This is a genomic window from Tepidanaerobacter sp. EBM-38, from assembly GCA_001896545.1.
Lineage (GTDB): Bacteria > Bacillota > Thermosediminibacteria > Thermosediminibacterales > Tepidanaerobacteraceae > Tepidanaerobacter.
The window spans coordinates 1-15,969 of sequence record MPOT01000057.1; the positions used below are offsets into that span (position 1 = coordinate 1).

The following is a 15,969-nucleotide window of genomic DNA, read 5'->3' on the forward strand; positions in this document are numbered from 1 at the left end:
GAATTGCCCATTTTATTGTTTTTTTATGGGGTAAAATTATTTTTTGCATGCCATCAAACCATTATATAGTCTGGGCCTTGGAACAAAGCAATTAACTCAATTATAGGCAAATAGATAATTTTTTTAGAGTTAAGGTGTGAGCATTCCACTGGAAAATTTTTAGAAAATAGTATAAACTAGTATAAATAGTATAAGTAATATAAAAATAATGGGGGTAAAATTTAATGAAATTTTTTCTTGACACTGCTAATGTTGATGAAATTCGTGAAGCGGCCGCTACGGGGATTATTTGTGGCATTACCACAAACCCGACTTTAATAGCCAAAGAAGGCAGGGATTTTAAAGAAACTATTATAGAAATCACTTCAATAGTTGACGGTCCTATCAGTGCTGAAGTAGTAAGCCTTGAAGCAGAGGGTATGGTCAAGGAAGCTGAGGAGATAGCTGCTTGGCATCCTAATATTGTTATAAAAATACCCATGACATGGGAGGGACTCAAAGCAGTAAGCATACTTAGCAAAAAAAACATCAAGACAAATGTAACACTGGTGTTTAATCCAAACCAGGCTCTAGCAGCGGCACGAGCTGGAGCTACATATGTAAGCCCTTTTGTAGGAAGATTTACCGATATAACTCAAGACGGAATTGCTTTGGTTTCAGATATTGCCGAGATATTCAGCTTGCACGATATTTCAACACAAATTATAGCGGCTAGCATCAGAACACCTATGGATGTATTTGAGTCAGCCAGAGCCGGTGCAGACATTGCTACTGTTCCGTATAAAGTGCTTATGCAGATGATAAAACATCCACTGACAGATATCGGCATTGAGAGATTTTTAGCTGATTGGGAAAGTGTTCCAAAGAAATAAAATTATTTTAATACATTGTAAGAGGAACGGTCCAAAACATTATATATTTGTGTTGGACTGTTTCTTTAATTTATTTAACTCTCGCTTTCTAATTCTGAACGTTTAGTATTATTTTACTATCATATAATAACTTAATATGGTATAATAATTCACGTAGTACGAGCTGTAATACGGTGATAAATACAAGTTAGCTGAAGCTATTAACGGGATTTTAATAATATATTAAAACTGATTTAGATATGTTTAACTCATAAGAAAAGAAGGAGGCAATCTATGAAAAAATATGAAGTTACGGTAACAGCTATCGGTGAAATGGCGCAAAAGTTCTTTAGTCAAAAGATAATTGTGTTGTTTTCAAAAAAAGAGATGCCGTTGGAAATGCAAGATATTTCTATAATGCATAGCGGCGGAGAGCTATCAGAGGATGTTAAAACAGGTGACAGGCTTTACCTTGGAAAGAGGGCCTACATTGTTACAGCTGTTGGAGAAAAAGTTAATAATAATTTAAGGTTAATGGGTCATGCATGCCTTAAATTTGACGGCAAGTCAGTATCGGAAATGCCGGGAGATATCCATTTAAAGGGTGATGGACCACTGGCTATCGATATAGGCGAGAAAATCATCATTGAAAATGCACAGTAATCCGTATAAGACATAAGGAGTATATAACTATGTTAAATATAAATACAAGACTTAGAAAGCTTGATGAAAGCGGAGAAAAAATCAATGTCGGCCTTGTTGGTGTTGGTCAAATGGGTCGTGGAATCGTAACTCAGGTATTAAAAATGAAAGGCATGAATATACCTATTATAGCAAACAGAACCGTAGACAAAGCAAAAGAAGCTTTTTGCGCCGCAGGTATTGATTGTAAAGATATCTGCGTGACAAACACTGTGTCTGAAGCTGAAAAAGCTATAAAAGGCGGTAAATATGTGGTAACTGAGGATTTTGAAGTTGTGGCAAAGGTTTTACCGGTGGATGTAGTGATTGAAGCTACAGGTGTGCCGGAGATAGGCGCTCATGCCGCTTTAAAAGCAATATATAACGGGAAACACGTTGTTATGCTAAATGTCGAAACAGATGTGACAGTGGGACCATTGCTTAAGCAAATGGCAGATAGTGCAGGGGTTGTATACACTGTGTCTGCAGGAGATGAACCCGGTGCTATCAAAGAGCTTTATGACTTTGCGGATGCTGTGGGTTTTAATATAGTTGCCGTAGGCAAAGGTAAAAACAATCCGATAAATAGAGAGGCAAACCCTGATACAATGAGGCAAAAAGCCGATGCAAAGGGTATAAATCCGCGAATGCTCACGTCTTTTGTTGATGCCACAAATACAATGATTGAGTTGACTGCGGTATCTAATTCTACGGGTTTTGTTCCATCTCAGAGAGGCTTAATCGGGCCTTGTGCTACCTTAAAAGATATTCCAAAACTTTTTAGTTTAAAGGAGCAAGGCGGATTACTAGACAAGTATGGTGTAGTAGATTATGCATTGGGTATAGCTCCCGGAGTTTTTGTAGTTATTAATTCAGACTATCCGGTAACAAAGGAGATTATGTCTTATATTTCAATGGGGGAAGGGCCAAATTATGTTTTATACAGGCCATACCATTTAGTGTGTATTGAAACACCGCTTTCGGCGGCTAGGGCATTTTTGTATGGTGAACCAACAATTGCTCCGGCAGGTGCACCGATTTCGGAAACGGTTGCGGTAGCCAAGAAGGATTTAAAAGCAGGAGAGTCTTTGGACGGAATTGGCGGATACACGGTTTATGGTATTATTGATACGGCAGAAAATGCGCGCAAGCAAAATGCTCTTCCTATTGGCTTGATAAACGATAAGACAGTTCTTAAAACCGATGTAAAAAAGGGAGAAACCATATGTTATGATATGGTAAATTTAGATGATGACTCAATTGTTTTGCAGTTAAGAAGGATACAGGATAAATTTTTCAAAAATTAAGTTACAACTATAAAGATCAAAAAAGCAGTGAAACGAGGTGTATAAAATGACCTCAAAAATGAAAGCCGAACTTTTTTGTCTGCATTGCAACAAGGATACTCCACATACGGTTATATATGCAGGAAATACCTTAAAAAGTATAAAATGTTCAAACTGCGGCAGCGAAATTGAAATAAGGCGAGATAAACTCATTGAAAATTATGCTGTAGATTTTATAGAGCGTATTTTTACAAAACCGTACCGAATGACTCGAGAACTGGAACAAGACTTGACCAAGTTCATATTGTCGCTACCCATTAGGATAATAACAAAACCTTATCGAATTGCAAAAGAGATGGGTGAAATAATTAAAGAAGAGCAGGATTGACAATAGGAGGTTAATATATGATAAAAGGAATTGCAGCATCACCTGGAATCGAAATAGGAAAGGCGCATGTCATAAAACCTCAAGAGGTTGTGATAAATACCGCATCCATTATAAAAGAAGCTGTAGATGAGGAAATAAAGAAGCTAGAAGAGGCTATTTGCGCTTCAAAGTTGCAGCTTGAGCAAATTAAGCAAAAGACGGAAAAAGAATTGAGTCAAGATAAGGCTGAAATTTTTGATGCTCACCTTATGATACTTGAAGATCCGGTTTTTTTAGATGAGATAAAATCTAAAATAAAAACTGAGTTGATTACTGCAGACAATGCAACAGCCCAAGTTGTAAAAAAGTATATAGAGACTTTTGAAGATATGGAAAATGCATATATGAAAGAAAGGTCCGTTGATATCAAGGATGTTGGATCAAGAATAATAAGAAATGTTTTAGGTGTTACTGCCGACAGTTTTAGTTTTACTGAAAAGGTTATTATTATAGCAAAAGACTTAACGCCTTCTGATACGGCTCAAATGGACAAGGATAAGGTTTTAGCTTTTGCAACTGACATGGGTGGCCGCACATCTCATACGGCTATAATGGCAAGATCCCTTGAAATACCTGCGGTAGTCGGCTTGAAAAATATAACGGACAAAGTTAAAGAAGGAGATATTGTTGTTATAGACGGCAATTACGGAATTGTCTATATAAATCCTGATGATTCTATTTTACAGAAATATAAAAAGCTAAAACAGGATTACTTGGAGTATCGTAAGCAATTAAAAGAGCTGAAAGAGCTTCCTGCCGAAACCAGCGATAAATTGCGGAGGGTGGAAATTTCGGCAAATATTGGAACACCGAAAGATGTCAAAAGTGCCATTGAAAATGGAGCAGAAGGTGTTGGCCTTTATCGTACGGAGTTTTTATACATGGATCGTGAAACACTTCCGACAGAGGAAGAACAATTTAACGCATATAGAGAAGTAATTGAAAAAATGGCTCCAAGGCCAATTATTATAAGAACACTGGACATTGGCGGAGACAAGAAACTAACATATCTTGACATGCCTGAAGAACTCAATCCATTTTTAGGCTGGCGAGCTATTCGCATGTGTTTGGATAGACCTAGCATACTTAAGACTCAGCTTAGAGCAATTCTAAGGGCTAGCGCTTATGGAAATGCTAAAATTATGTATCCCATGGTATCTGGCACCGAAGAAGTCCGTAGGGCTAATGCGATTTTAAATGAAGCAAAGCAAGAACTGAAAGCCGAAGGAATACCTTTTGATGAAAATCTAGAAGTCGGTATAATGGTAGAAATACCATCAGCGGCGATTACGGCTGATATTCTGGCCAAGGAAGTGGATTTTTTCAGTATCGGAACTAATGATTTAATCCAGTATACCCTGGCAGTAGACCGCATGAATGAACATATATCATATTTATATGAGCCTCTTCATCCGGCAGTGCTAAGACTTATTAAAAATGTCATTGATGCTTCACATAAAGCAGGTAAATGGACCGGCATGTGCGGGGAAATGGCGGGGGACACCTCGGCAACTGCTATTCTTTTAGGCATGGGATTGGATGAGTTCTCTATGAGTGCATCCTCAATACCGCAAGTTAAGAAAATAATTCGATCTCTCACGTATGATGAGGCCAAACAAATTGCTGAAAAGGCATTATCGATGAATGAAGCGGACGAGATAAGGAACATGGTGAATAAAGCCTTAGAAAAGATTATATAATAAAAAAGTAAAGGTTCATCATAAAACTAATTGGAAAGTATTTTACGATGAACCTTTTTATGTTTATACATAATTTAAAACGAGCATGTATAATGGTATAACTAAGAGAATTGCCAAAGTTGTGAGTGTAATCATTATTGCTACATATTCACTATCGGCTCCATATGCTTTTGAAATTATAGCCGTATTTGTCATAACTGGCATAGCTGCCTGTATAACAAAAACATCTCTCATAAGCTTTGGGATATGAAATACATTAGATAAAAGAAGAATGGTGAACGGTGCAATTATAAAACGCCCTATTAGCAGTGCGGCCATTTCTTTATCAAATCTTATATTGCGTATATTTACGGCGCTGATTGTGATTCCTATAAAAATCATAGACAGAGGCGTTGTAAGGTTACCTAAATTTTTAAGAGTATCCATAAGAAAATCGGGAAGATTAATATTTAATAAAATCAACATTAGAGCTGTTAACAAACCTATAAGCGGTGGTGAAAGAATTTTTCTTACTGTGTCTATAGAAAAAACAATCTTAGTAGGTGTATTCGTGCTGTTTACTGTTCCGTCTTTTTTTATTTCAGAAACACCCAGTGTCCAAAAAAAGAAAGAGTTAACCACATAATAAAAAAGTACATATGGCAGGCTTTTTTCACCAAATAAGGCCATATTTATTGGCAGCCCCATAAATATGGTATTTGAATTAAAAAACATGGAACGAAAGGCCCCGCGCCTGCTAGGATTAATATTGAGGATATGTGCAATCAAAATACTCATTAAATAACACAAAAGCATAGATAATGAAGGGACTATAAGTGCATTACCTGCCGTTAAAATATCATCTTTTCCAAAGTTGCTCATCATATTATATATCATAAGAGCGGGTAAGGATATATTGACAACCAGCTTTACCAAAAGGTTGGGACAGTCCCCCTCAAACCAGTGCCTAGAGTTTAAAAAAGCTCCCAGCAAAACCATAAGCATTATACTTAAAATACTTTCACTTGCTTTTATTATAGCCAAAAAACATCCTCCTATAAGTTTCTTCTTTTTAACCACATAACAAAGCCGATGATGAGCATTAGGAGTGGTATAAATATTACAGTAGTGTAGAAAATCTTATTCACCATTTCTCCTGTCAAATTTACAAAGGGCGGTTCAGTGGTTTTGGCGGGAATACTTAGTACATTCGAAGTTTGAAGCAGCCAATTTACACTGCTTGCGGCAAAATCTAGGTTTCCAGCAAGACCTATTGATTGAGAACCTAAAAAAGCAATATTTCCAACCACAACGGCTACAGGTTCACCGAGTTCTAAATCGGGAGCTGTTATCATATTTGGTTCTAAAGGTGCTTGCCTTGCTGCCTCTGTTGTTTTAGATATTGCATAAGCCAAATGTAGCGGCCCGGGAATATCATTTTCATCTAATGAAGCTTGAACTTTTTCAAGCTCTGTTTCTCCAAAAGCTTTTTGGCTAGTAATTAAGAGTGAATTTACTTGAAGCTTTTCAGGAACTTGCTGTAAAACCTCAAAGCTGCGGGCATATGGAAACACAACCGAAAGTTTCTTTTCTAAAAGCACATCTGTTACATCATGCTTTTCCACCATAGGCACTGGTGTAAGGGGATCCGAATAAAAAGATCTTTCTGAATCAGCGACTATATCATCATGCATTTTTAAGCCTAAAGTGGCCAGCAAACTCTTCCAACCATCCAGTGGCACTTTTGGGTCAGTCGGGCTGAAAAAGATTAACATCTTACCGCCGGATTTTATATAATCCTCAAGCAAATCCCTCTCTTTAGCTATCAGGTCTTTTTGTGGACCGGCTGCGATGATTAGGTTCGCATCTTCCGGAATTCTGCCTTCCACAGGTAATTCAAGTTGCTTGGAGGTGTATCCCTCGCCTTTCAAAAACGAATTAAACCTGTCCAGAACAGATATAGGACTAGCTTCACCATGACCTGAAAGAAAGTAAATTACGGCGTGTGTTTGTTCTTTAAGGTTAAGGATAGCTCGAGTTACAGCTTGCTCGCCGTTAAAGTCCATTGAATATTGATTTGTACCTGGCGAATAAAGGTTGTATTGACTTATGACTTGCTTGTGCTTTGCATCTTCAACAACAATAGTGTTATATTCTTGGATATTATATTTTTTTGCAAGTGCAGGTTCTTTTTGTGGATCAAAAAAACTAACGTCAATTTTTGAAGAAGCAAAATCATATCCTTTTAAAAGATTTTTTATATCACTACCCGTACTGCTATTTTCGGCGATAAAAGCGGTAATTTTTATCTTCTCATTTAACTGATCTATAACTTCCATAGTCTTTTGGGAAAGCGTAAATCGACGTGATTGTGTAAGATCCCAACGATAGTGGTATTGAGCTGCTGCGATATTGATGCCGACCAATGCAGCTATCAGAAAAACTACAACAAATGTATATGAAAACCTTTTATATGTCATCTAATCTTTCCTCCTAGGACCATACTCGACTTGATACGCTATACATGGATAAAATCAGCGATACCAGTATTATGCTCATAAAATACACGATGTGCGTTGTATCGATAACGCCTCGTAAAAAATCCATATAGTGTTCAGAAATTGAAAGCGTTTTAAAAAATGAACCCAGCGGTCCGGAGATACTGTCGGAAAGCCAGCTTGATATCCATAAAAGCAGTAAAATACCGAAACCGGATATACTTGCTATTACTTGACTTTTGGTAAAAGAAGAACATAAAATGCCAATTGAAAGGTATGCGGCAACAAGTAAAAAGAAGCCTAAATAGGTAGCAAGAATAACACCCTTGTCAGGAGTTGAAAGAGTAAGTAAAATTCCGGGATAGATAAAAGTCAGTGCTGTTATAAAAAGAAAAAAGCCTAATGCAGCCAAATACTTACCTATAATTAACTGCGGTACAGTGATAGGTGATGTTAATAAAAACTCCATCGTGCCATCCTGTTCTTCTCCGGCTAAAAGTTTCATTGTAAGGGCGGGAGCTGCAAATATTAAGATTACTGCAAGATTCATAAAGACACCGGAAATATCTGCTATTCGAGTCGTAAAAAGCGTTACTGAAAAGAAATAACCACCTAAAGCAAGGATGACAGCACTGATAACATATGCTAGAGGTGAATAAAAAAAACCTTTTATTTCTTTTTTGAAAATAGATATTACCGCGTTCATTTTAGTTTGCCTCCTTTTGTGATGCAGCAGTGGGTTCTTCGGTTACAAGTTCTAAGAAGATTTCTTCAAGAGACATAAAAGATGATTTCATTTCCAATATAGGAAAATTACCTTCTGACATTGCATAAAAAAGCGATTCCCTTATATCTTTATCTAATTCGGACTGAACAGTATATTCGCATAAATTTTCTTTTAAAACTTTGCTTACTGTAATGTTTTTAATACCTGAAAGACTCTCCAATGTGGTACAAATTTTATCTTGAGGGCCTTTTATTTGCAGTACGATTTCCTGATGTCCCATTAAAGATTTACCTAAATTTTGTGGCGTATTTTCTACTATTAAATTTCCCTTATTGATTATTGCAACTCTGTGACACAGACTGCTTACTTCCGGCAGTATATGAGAACTTAAAATCACTGTTCGTTTTCCGGAAAGCTCTTGTATAAGCTGCCGTATTTCTATTATTTGCTGAGGGTCAAGACCTACTGTGGGTTCATCCAGTATCAAAACCTGAGGATTGGCTACTAAGGCCTGAGCTAAACCCACTCGCTGACGATATCCGCGGGACAGATGACCTATGAGGCGTTTTTTAACATCGGAAATTCCGACTTCTTCAATGACTCTATTGACATGATGAGCTTTATCTTTGCCCTTTAAGCCTCTTAATTCCGCAGCAAAATTAATATAATCATAAACCGTCATATCTTTATAAAGCGGAGGATTTTCAGGCAAATATCCTATATACCTTTTTGCGGTAACAGGTTCTTTTACTACATCAAACCCGGCCACTTTTACAGACCCCGATGTGGGTAGCAGGTATCCGGCAATTATTCTCATGGTTGTAGATTTGCCGGCTCCGTTCGGACCTAGCAGGCCAAGAACCTCTCCACTTCTTACAAATAGGGATATATTATTAATTGCGGTTTTATTGCCATACTTTTTTGTTACATTAAAAAGTTCAATCAAATCAATGGCACCTCACTCTAATGATTTGGAATAATATTTTCCTGCCAGGACAATCTAAAACCGAGGTGAGTTTATGACTAAAAAAAATGAAATTCCTAACCTTACTGAGAAACTTAAAATAGAAGCAGCTATGGAGTTGGGTCTTTTAGAAAAAGCTCAGCTTTTAGGCTGGGACAAATTAACTGCTCAAGAAACTGGTAAAATTGGAGCATTAGTTAAAAAAATGCTAAAACACAATCTAAATTATACCACAGAATGAATCAATTTCAAACCTTGTACATCAAGGTTTGGTGCATTATTAAAGCGTTTTGATTAAAACCACGGGAAAAACTTTAACCGCAATTAATCTCGTGGTTTTTATCTTTGCATAATGCCCACGACATTATTGTGTTAAAAGTTAAGCAACAGGGAGCGATAGTAAGCTATCTTAAGATTATCGTTTGTACAGTATTAATCGAAGGTTATAAAAGATTATGTTAAAATGCCACCATGTGATATAATTAATAATTATAAAATTTTATGCATAATAATTCATTAGCATTGAGCATGTTTCACATTAAATGTGGGATTATTTAATGCCTGCGCTTGCATAAAAATACATTTTTAAGAATACATACGAGGAGTGACAAATTTGGCTAAAAGAAAACCGTACTTTTATGAAGCTTTTATTTCTATTGCAGGATTGATTGTTATCATGGGCATATCTTTGGTTAAATTTAGCGCAGATCCGCATATCCCGATGCTGCTAGGTTCTGCCATAGCCGGTATCGTAGCTGTTAAGGTGGGGTATGATTGGAAGTATATTGAGCAGGGAATGATTGAAGGCATAACACAGGCGCTGCAATCTATTATTATTTTAACCATTATAGGTGTGCTAATAGGTATATGGATTCAGGCAGGTGTGGTTCCCTCCATGATTTACTATGGTTTTAATATTTTATCACCAAAAATATTCCTATTAGCCGCGTTATTGATATGCTCTATTACGTCTTTGGCTACAGGTACTTCATGGGGAACGGTAGGTACCGTGGGGATAGCTTTGATGGGAATAGGCCAAGGCCTTGGCATTCCTGCTCCTGTAGCTGCAGGTGCTATTATTTCCGGAGCTTATTTTGGCGATAAGATGTCGCCGCTTTCAGATACTACAAATTTAGCGCCGGCGGTGGCAGGCACCGATGTTTTTACACATGTCAGGCATATGTTATATACAACTGGCGTAACTTACGTCATCGTTATTATATTATATCTGGTGCTCGGCTTTAAATTTGGAAGCGGTGAAATGACTTTTTCTACCATAAATGAAATCAAAGAAGGCTTGGAAGCACAGTTCTTTATTAGTCCATTACTTTTAATTCCGCCATTAGTTGTTATAACCTGTGTTGCACTGAAAGCTCCTGCTATTCCAAGCATAACCTTTGGTGTGATATTAGGTGCTGTGGAAGCGGCAATATTTCAAAAAGCTGATTTGGGAATGATTATAACTGCCGGTTACTCCGGATATGTAAGCGAAACTGGCAGTCAGTTAATTGATGAGCTTTTGACTGCAGGCGGTATGACAGCTATGATGTACTCAGTTTCGTTAACTATTGCTGCTATGATGTTCGGAGGAATTCTGGAAAAAACCGGGCAAATGGAAGCTCTAATGAAACCTGTACTCAAACGACTGAAAAGTGATGGGAGTTTAATAGCCGCAACCATAGCATCATGTATAGCAACTAACATGATGCTGCCGGAACAATATATCTCCATAGTGGTTCCGGGCAGAATGTATGCAGATGCCTATAGAGAGCGAGGCTTGCACCCCAAAAACCTGTCAAGAGCTTTAGAAGATGGAGGAACAATAACATCAGTATTAGTGCCGTGGAATACTTGCGGAGCTTTCATGAAGAGCATCTTGGGAATTTCGGCAGTAGCCTATGGACCATGGGCATTTTTAAATTATATTAATCCTATTGTTTCAATTATTTATGGATTTACCGGATTTACCATAGAAAAAATTGATAAAGCTTAATAAGTAACAGTATAGCAAGCAAAATTCTTAATATTTAGCGTATAAAAAGATATAAAAGTGAATCATAAAGTGAAATAGCAGTCAATAATTGCCAGCAACATTGACTGCTATTTGTTTTGATAAGTAAAATAAAGTATAATTAGGTAGGTGATATACATATGCACATTTCACAGTATGCAAATCAAATGATATATTCTTACGGCTACTTTGGCCTTTTTATTATCCTCCTACTTGAGGGTTTAGGCCTTCCCTTGCCTATCCAATTTGCATTTATGGCGACTGCTTACCTTATCCATATCAATATTATGTCTACATTACCGGTAATTGCTACTGCTACCATGGGCAATTTGACAGGTAATATTTTAGCATATTTTTTAGGTCAGTATGGTGGAAAACCAATTTTTAAAAGTATAAATCGCTTTCTCGGGATAAATGATGAAGATATTAGCAAGATTAAAAAGTGGTTTGATAAATATGGAAGCATCACAAATATGGTTAGTCGCTGGATAGGGATTACAAGAACTCCTGCAATATGGGCGGCCGGCCTTTTTAGAATAAATTTTTTTTCATATACTTTATTTTCATTTATTGGCGATTTGCTGTGGACAATTTTTTGGGTGTTATTATTTGACAAGATTCAATCAAACTTAAATCGGTTTTTGAATTTAAGGTTAGAATATAAGGTCTTAGGAATATTATTGATTTTTTCCGTTTTCTATATGTCTTGGCATTGGTTTTTAAGAGCATTTAGGAGTAAAAGAGAAAAAGCATGAACATTTAATAGGCTTGAGTTTACACAAAAATAAAATCGCATGAGTTTATGAACTATATTAACTGTAACTTTTTATTAACTATTTATATAATAAGGCTAAAGCCATTGAAACTTAAGGAGTTCGCAAAAAAATGCGGAACATCAAGTTCATAATACCTTGTGAAAACAAATTATTGAGTATATAATAATACTAATTAAGGGATAGAAATAAAATATATAAATATATGTTTTGACAGGTGCCGCGAGGTTAAAAGGGAATCAGGTGAAAGCCCTGAACGGTCCCGCCACTGTAATCGGGGATAAACTGCTATACCACTGAGAAATTGGGAAGGTGCAGGGAATATGAACCGAGAGTCAGGAAACCTGCCTGTTGATGAAGTACAAGCCTTCGGAAGAAAGGGTGGGTGTACTGCGTGATGAAATAACAGCCCGGTCTTTTAAAAAAAGAAGGCCAGGCTATTTTAATTGTATAAAAAAAAGGAAAGGATAAAAAGGATGAAAAATCAGTTTAAAATTATAACAAAAACTTTGATTATTATACTTATTACCTTATGCATAGTAGGCTGCAAAAATGAATCAAAAATATCGGAATCTAATCCCCAAAACCATAAAACAAATACAGCATTTCCTATTACTTTGACAGACCAGATGGGAAGAGAGGTAACAATTGAAAAACTGCCTGAAAGAATAATATCGCTTGCACCAAGCAATACAGAAATATTATTTACTTTGGGCCTTGAAGATAGAATTGTAGGTGTTACCGATTTTTGTGATTATCCGGAGGCAGCAAAAAGCAAAGAAAAGATTGGCGGTTTTTCAGAGCCTAATATCGAGAAAATAATATCACTACAACCCGATTTGATACTTGCTACCAGTATGCACCAAAAACCTGTAGAAGAATTGGAGAAATTGAATGTTCCATCGGTAGTTCTTGACCCAAAAGACTTTGAAGATGTATTTACCAGTATAGAAATCATCGGAAAGGCCACAGGTCAAGATGATAAAGCAGCGGCTATAGTTGGTGATTTGAAGGCGAGAGTGAAAGATGTAGATGATAAGGTTATAAAACTTACAGAAGATGAGCGGCCGAAGGTTTATTATGAGATATGGCCGTCGCCAATTACTACCGCGGGGCCTGGAACATTTGTCAATGATATAATACAAAGAGCTGGCGGCGAAAATATAGCAAAAGATGCAAAAAAAGCTTACCCACAATACAGCCAAGAGATGATTGTAGCAAAAAATCCTGATATAATCATTTTCTCTCACCACGGTTCCAGTAATCAGTCTGCAGAAGATATACTCAATCGTCAAGGCTGGGAAAGTATTGAAGCGATAAAAAATAATAAAGTCTTTTATGTTGAAGAAAATTTAGTTCAAAGAGCTACTCCAAGGCTTGTAGATGGTTTGGAACAGCTTGCTATGATGATGCATCCGGAGCTGTTTAAATGATGATTAAAACAGCATTTAAAGCTGTTGACTATTCTACTTTGTCAGCTCTATTTATTTCAGGGGAGAGAATGTTGTGAACAACCACTCTTTAAAAAACACTAAACCCTATACAATATTTATTTTCGTAGCAGCAGCAACGGTATTAGGAGCTATATTTGCTTTGGGGGTAGGGACCGTAAGCATTTCGCCGAGTAAAGTTTTTAAGATAATTGCTAATCGATTGCCATTCTTGGCAGGTTATGTATCTAAAAATTGGACTGTTACCGATGAAACAATTATATTACAACTCCGTCTTCCTAGAATTATTTTGGCTTTTCTGGTAGGAGCTGAACTTTCTGCAGCTGGTGTAATATATCAAGGTGTTTTCCGAAATCCCATGGCAGATCCTTATATTATAGGTGCTTCATCAGGAGCTTCATTAGGGGCTTCACTGGGCATATTATTCTTTCCGGGCATGAAAATCCTAGGGATAGGGTCAATACCATTTTTTGCTTTTGTTGGTGCGGCAGGGACAATATTCTTAGTTTACAGTCTTGCCAGTGTTGGTGGCCGCACTTATTCTTTTACGCTATTACTTTCCGGCGTAGCTGTAAGCAGTTTTATTTCTGCGATAGTTTCTTTTTTTATGTATTTTAGTAATGAAAAACTTCACCAGATATATTTTTGGCTAATGGGAAGCTTTTCTTCCCAAGGATGGAGCGAAGTTTATCTGAATTTCCCCTACGGCATTATCGGATTTGCTTTGGCATATTGGAACTTAAGAGAATTAAACATACTGCAGTTAGGAGAGGAAACTGCATTTTTTACCGGTGTAGATACGGAAAGGGTCAAAAAAATGGCTCTGGCCTCAGCTTCACTACTTACGGCATCAGCAGTAGCTGTCAGTGGTGTAATAGGATTCGTGGGGCTGATTATTCCACATATAACCCGGGTTATCATCGGACCGGATTATAAGCACTTATTTCCTCTTTCGGCTCTTGTAGGCGGTATGTATTTAATGTTGGCAGATACCTTATCCAGGGTTATAATCGCACCGACGGAGTTGCCGGTGGGGATATTGACAGCACTGTTTGGCGGACCATTTTTCATTTATTTGCTTTTTCAGAAGAAAAACAAGGATTATAGGATTTAAAAAAGATAAGGAGAAAAAAGATGAAATCTATTTTTATAACAGGAGGAGCCAGAAGTGGGAAAAGCAGATTTGCTGAAAAAGAGGCTTTAAAGAGAGGTAATAAAGTTATATATATAGCCACAGCTCAAGCTCTAGACGAAGAAATGGCTCACAGGATAAGTATTCATAAAAAACGAAGACCTGACAACTGGTTGACTGTTGAGGAACCTCTATACTTGTCCAAGGTGCTTGATGAAATAGGAACTGACAAAAAATATAATGATTATGATACAATTTTAATCGACTGCATGGCTCTTTTGGTTTCAAACTGGCTTCCTTTAGAAAGTGCAGAGGATACAAAGTCTTGGGATAGGCTTAGGGCTAACCTTTTAGACGAAATCAAAGCCATGATTGAAAAGATGAGGGCAATACATAAGAACATTATTATTGTATCCAACGAAGTCGGTCTTGGTTTAGTGCCTGAATACCCATTAGGCCGATTGTACAGGGATTTGCTTGGGGAAGTAAATCAAATAGTGGCGGCTGCAGTTGATGAAGCAGTGTTTATGGTTTCCGGATTGCCGATAAAATTGAAATAGGGATTTGTAAAGGGGTGAAACGTTTGTGGGGTAAAGCTATCTGTCCTGCCAGTTGTGGGGAAATTGTAGAGGGAACAATAGATGAACGTGATTTTTTAGTAACTTGCCCCATAGCACTTTATACTGAGGTATCGGTTCACTTGGATAGAAATATGATTAAACATATTGATTGCAGCGAGTTTGAACATACCAAAGCAATTCAAGCCGTGGAAAAAACTCTGACATATTTTGGGATTAAAAAATTAAAAGCCGAAATATTGATAAATACCGATATACCTTGTGGGGTAGGACTTTCATCAAGCACAGCGGATATTACGGCTGCCTGCATTGCAACGGCTCAAGCTTTGGGCAAGAGTATATCCGATGATGCTATAGCCAATATAGCACTTTCTATTGAGCCCAGTGATGGAATAATGTACCCAGGTGTAATGATGTTTGACCATATACATGGGACGGTTAGGAAAAGATTGGGTCATATGCCGGAAATGGATGTATATATAATTGATACTGGAGAACAGGTGGATACCCAGCAATTTAACAATATAAAAGATTTAAAACAAAAAAACAAGCAGAAAGAACCGATGGTCAAGCAGGCTCTGGAACTTACTTTTAAAGCTTTTGAAGAAGGCAATCTAAAGCTTTTGGGAGAGGCCATGAAAATTAGCGCTTTTGCGCACCAGTCAATACTCTTTAAGCCTCATTTATCTGATATTGTTCAGCTTGGAGACAGATATGGTGCAATTGGAGTTAATATAGCACACAGCGGATCTATTGTAGGCATTTTTTTTGAAAAAGGTTATATTATATGCCGAGATTTTTGGAAAGAAATAGGCGATATAATGCTTAAATATAATAAAACATATCGAATCATACGAACTTGCACGGATAATAATGGACCTAGAATTAGTGAAAATTGTTTCAGTGCTTAA

At 37.1% G+C, this 15,969-nt stretch carries 16 protein-coding genes and 1 riboswitch; of the genes, 12 read left to right on the forward strand and 4 right to left on the reverse strand.

Translation table 11 applies throughout. The features are described from left to right. Positions 1–224: 224 nt before the first annotated feature. From fsa to ptsP, 5 genes are all read left to right on the forward strand, one after another. Positions 225–872, forward strand: a complete 648-nt coding sequence (gene fsa, locus BUC45_RS06890) for a fructose-6-phosphate aldolase (RefSeq protein ID WP_213974744.1) — start codon at positions 225–227, stop codon at positions 870–872. A gap of 273 nt (positions 873–1,145) precedes the next feature. After that, on the forward strand, positions 1,146–1,514 hold the full coding sequence (locus tag BUC45_RS06895) for a PTS glucitol/sorbitol transporter subunit IIA (protein WP_296971181.1): 369 nt from the start codon (positions 1,146–1,148) through the stop codon (positions 1,512–1,514). Between the two features lie 29 nt (positions 1,515–1,543). Next, positions 1,544–2,839, forward strand: coding sequence for an NAD(P)-binding domain-containing protein (locus BUC45_RS06900; protein WP_296971182.1), 1,296 nt, complete (start codon positions 1,544–1,546; stop codon positions 2,837–2,839). 58 nt (positions 2,840–2,897) lie between these two features. Next, positions 2,898–3,206 carry a bh protein gene (locus tag BUC45_RS06905; protein ID WP_276793185.1) on the forward strand — a complete coding sequence of 103 codons (309 nt, stop codon included), beginning with the start codon at positions 2,898–2,900 and terminating at the stop codon, positions 3,204–3,206. 17 nt (positions 3,207–3,223) lie between these two features. Then, positions 3,224–4,945 carry a phosphoenolpyruvate--protein phosphotransferase gene (ptsP, locus tag BUC45_RS06910; RefSeq protein WP_296971183.1) on the forward strand — a complete coding sequence of 574 codons (1,722 nt, stop codon included), beginning with the start codon at positions 3,224–3,226 and terminating at the stop codon, positions 4,943–4,945. A gap of 63 nt (positions 4,946–5,008) precedes the next feature. Here the strand turns inward: ptsP and BUC45_RS06915 are convergent, their stop codons facing one another. The 4 genes from BUC45_RS06915 to BUC45_RS06930 are packed head-to-tail and all read right to left on the reverse strand — an operon-like array spanning position 5,009 to position 9,095. Beyond that, the gene (locus tag BUC45_RS06915) at positions 5,009–5,968 is read right to left on the reverse strand and encodes an AEC family transporter (protein ID WP_296971184.1); all 960 of its coding nucleotides are present in this window, start codon (positions 5,966–5,968) and stop codon (positions 5,009–5,011) included. An 11-nt stretch (positions 5,969–5,979) separates the two neighbouring features. Continuing rightward, complete coding sequence (locus tag BUC45_RS06920) at positions 5,980–7,404, reverse strand: GldG family protein (protein WP_296971185.1); 1,425 nt, start codon at positions 7,402–7,404, stop codon at positions 5,980–5,982. A 13-nt stretch (positions 7,405–7,417) separates the two neighbouring features. Continuing rightward, on the reverse strand, positions 7,418–8,128 hold the full coding sequence (locus BUC45_RS06925) for an ABC transporter permease (RefSeq protein ID WP_296971186.1): 711 nt from the start codon (positions 8,126–8,128) through the stop codon (positions 7,418–7,420). Between the two features lies 1 nt (position 8,129). Further along, entirely contained in the window at positions 8,130–9,095 is a 966-nt protein-coding gene (locus BUC45_RS06930) for an ABC transporter ATP-binding protein (RefSeq protein WP_296971187.1), read from the reverse strand. A 73-nt stretch (positions 9,096–9,168) separates the two neighbouring features. On the opposite strand from BUC45_RS06930, the gene BUC45_RS06935 reads away from it, so the two are divergent. The 7 genes from BUC45_RS06935 (at position 9,169) to BUC45_RS06965 (ending at position 15,969) form a co-directional block, all read left to right on the forward strand. Continuing rightward, positions 9,169–9,354 carry a small, acid-soluble spore protein, alpha/beta type gene (locus BUC45_RS06935; protein ID WP_296971188.1) on the forward strand — a complete coding sequence of 62 codons (186 nt, stop codon included), beginning with the start codon at positions 9,169–9,171 and terminating at the stop codon, positions 9,352–9,354. Between the two features lie 372 nt (positions 9,355–9,726). Next, entirely contained in the window at positions 9,727–11,106 is a 1,380-nt protein-coding gene (gene nhaC, locus BUC45_RS06940) for a Na+/H+ antiporter NhaC (protein WP_296971189.1), read from the forward strand. A gap of 272 nt (positions 11,107–11,378) precedes the next feature. Continuing rightward, positions 11,379–11,879 (forward strand): VTT domain-containing protein, encoded by a 501-nt coding sequence (locus tag BUC45_RS06945; protein WP_296971190.1) that lies wholly within the window; start codon positions 11,379–11,381, stop codon positions 11,877–11,879. Between the two features lie 216 nt (positions 11,880–12,095). Continuing rightward, a riboswitch (cobalamin riboswitch) is annotated at positions 12,096–12,264 on the forward strand. Between the two features lie 142 nt (positions 12,265–12,406). Continuing rightward, positions 12,407–13,330, forward strand: coding sequence for an ABC transporter substrate-binding protein (locus tag BUC45_RS06950; protein ID WP_296971191.1), 924 nt, complete (start codon positions 12,407–12,409; stop codon positions 13,328–13,330). A 73-nt stretch (positions 13,331–13,403) separates the two neighbouring features. Next, on the forward strand, positions 13,404–14,462 hold the full coding sequence (locus BUC45_RS06955) for an iron ABC transporter permease (RefSeq protein ID WP_296971192.1): 1,059 nt from the start codon (positions 13,404–13,406) through the stop codon (positions 14,460–14,462). Positions 14,463–14,482: 20 nt separating this feature from the next. Further along, positions 14,483–15,040 (forward strand): bifunctional adenosylcobinamide kinase/adenosylcobinamide-phosphate guanylyltransferase, encoded by a 558-nt coding sequence (gene cobU / locus BUC45_RS06960; RefSeq protein ID WP_296971193.1) that lies wholly within the window; start codon positions 14,483–14,485, stop codon positions 15,038–15,040. Positions 15,041–15,054: 14 nt separating this feature from the next. Beyond that, positions 15,055–15,969 carry a GHMP kinase gene (locus BUC45_RS06965; RefSeq protein WP_296971195.1) on the forward strand — a complete coding sequence of 305 codons (915 nt, stop codon included), beginning with the start codon at positions 15,055–15,057 and terminating at the stop codon, positions 15,967–15,969.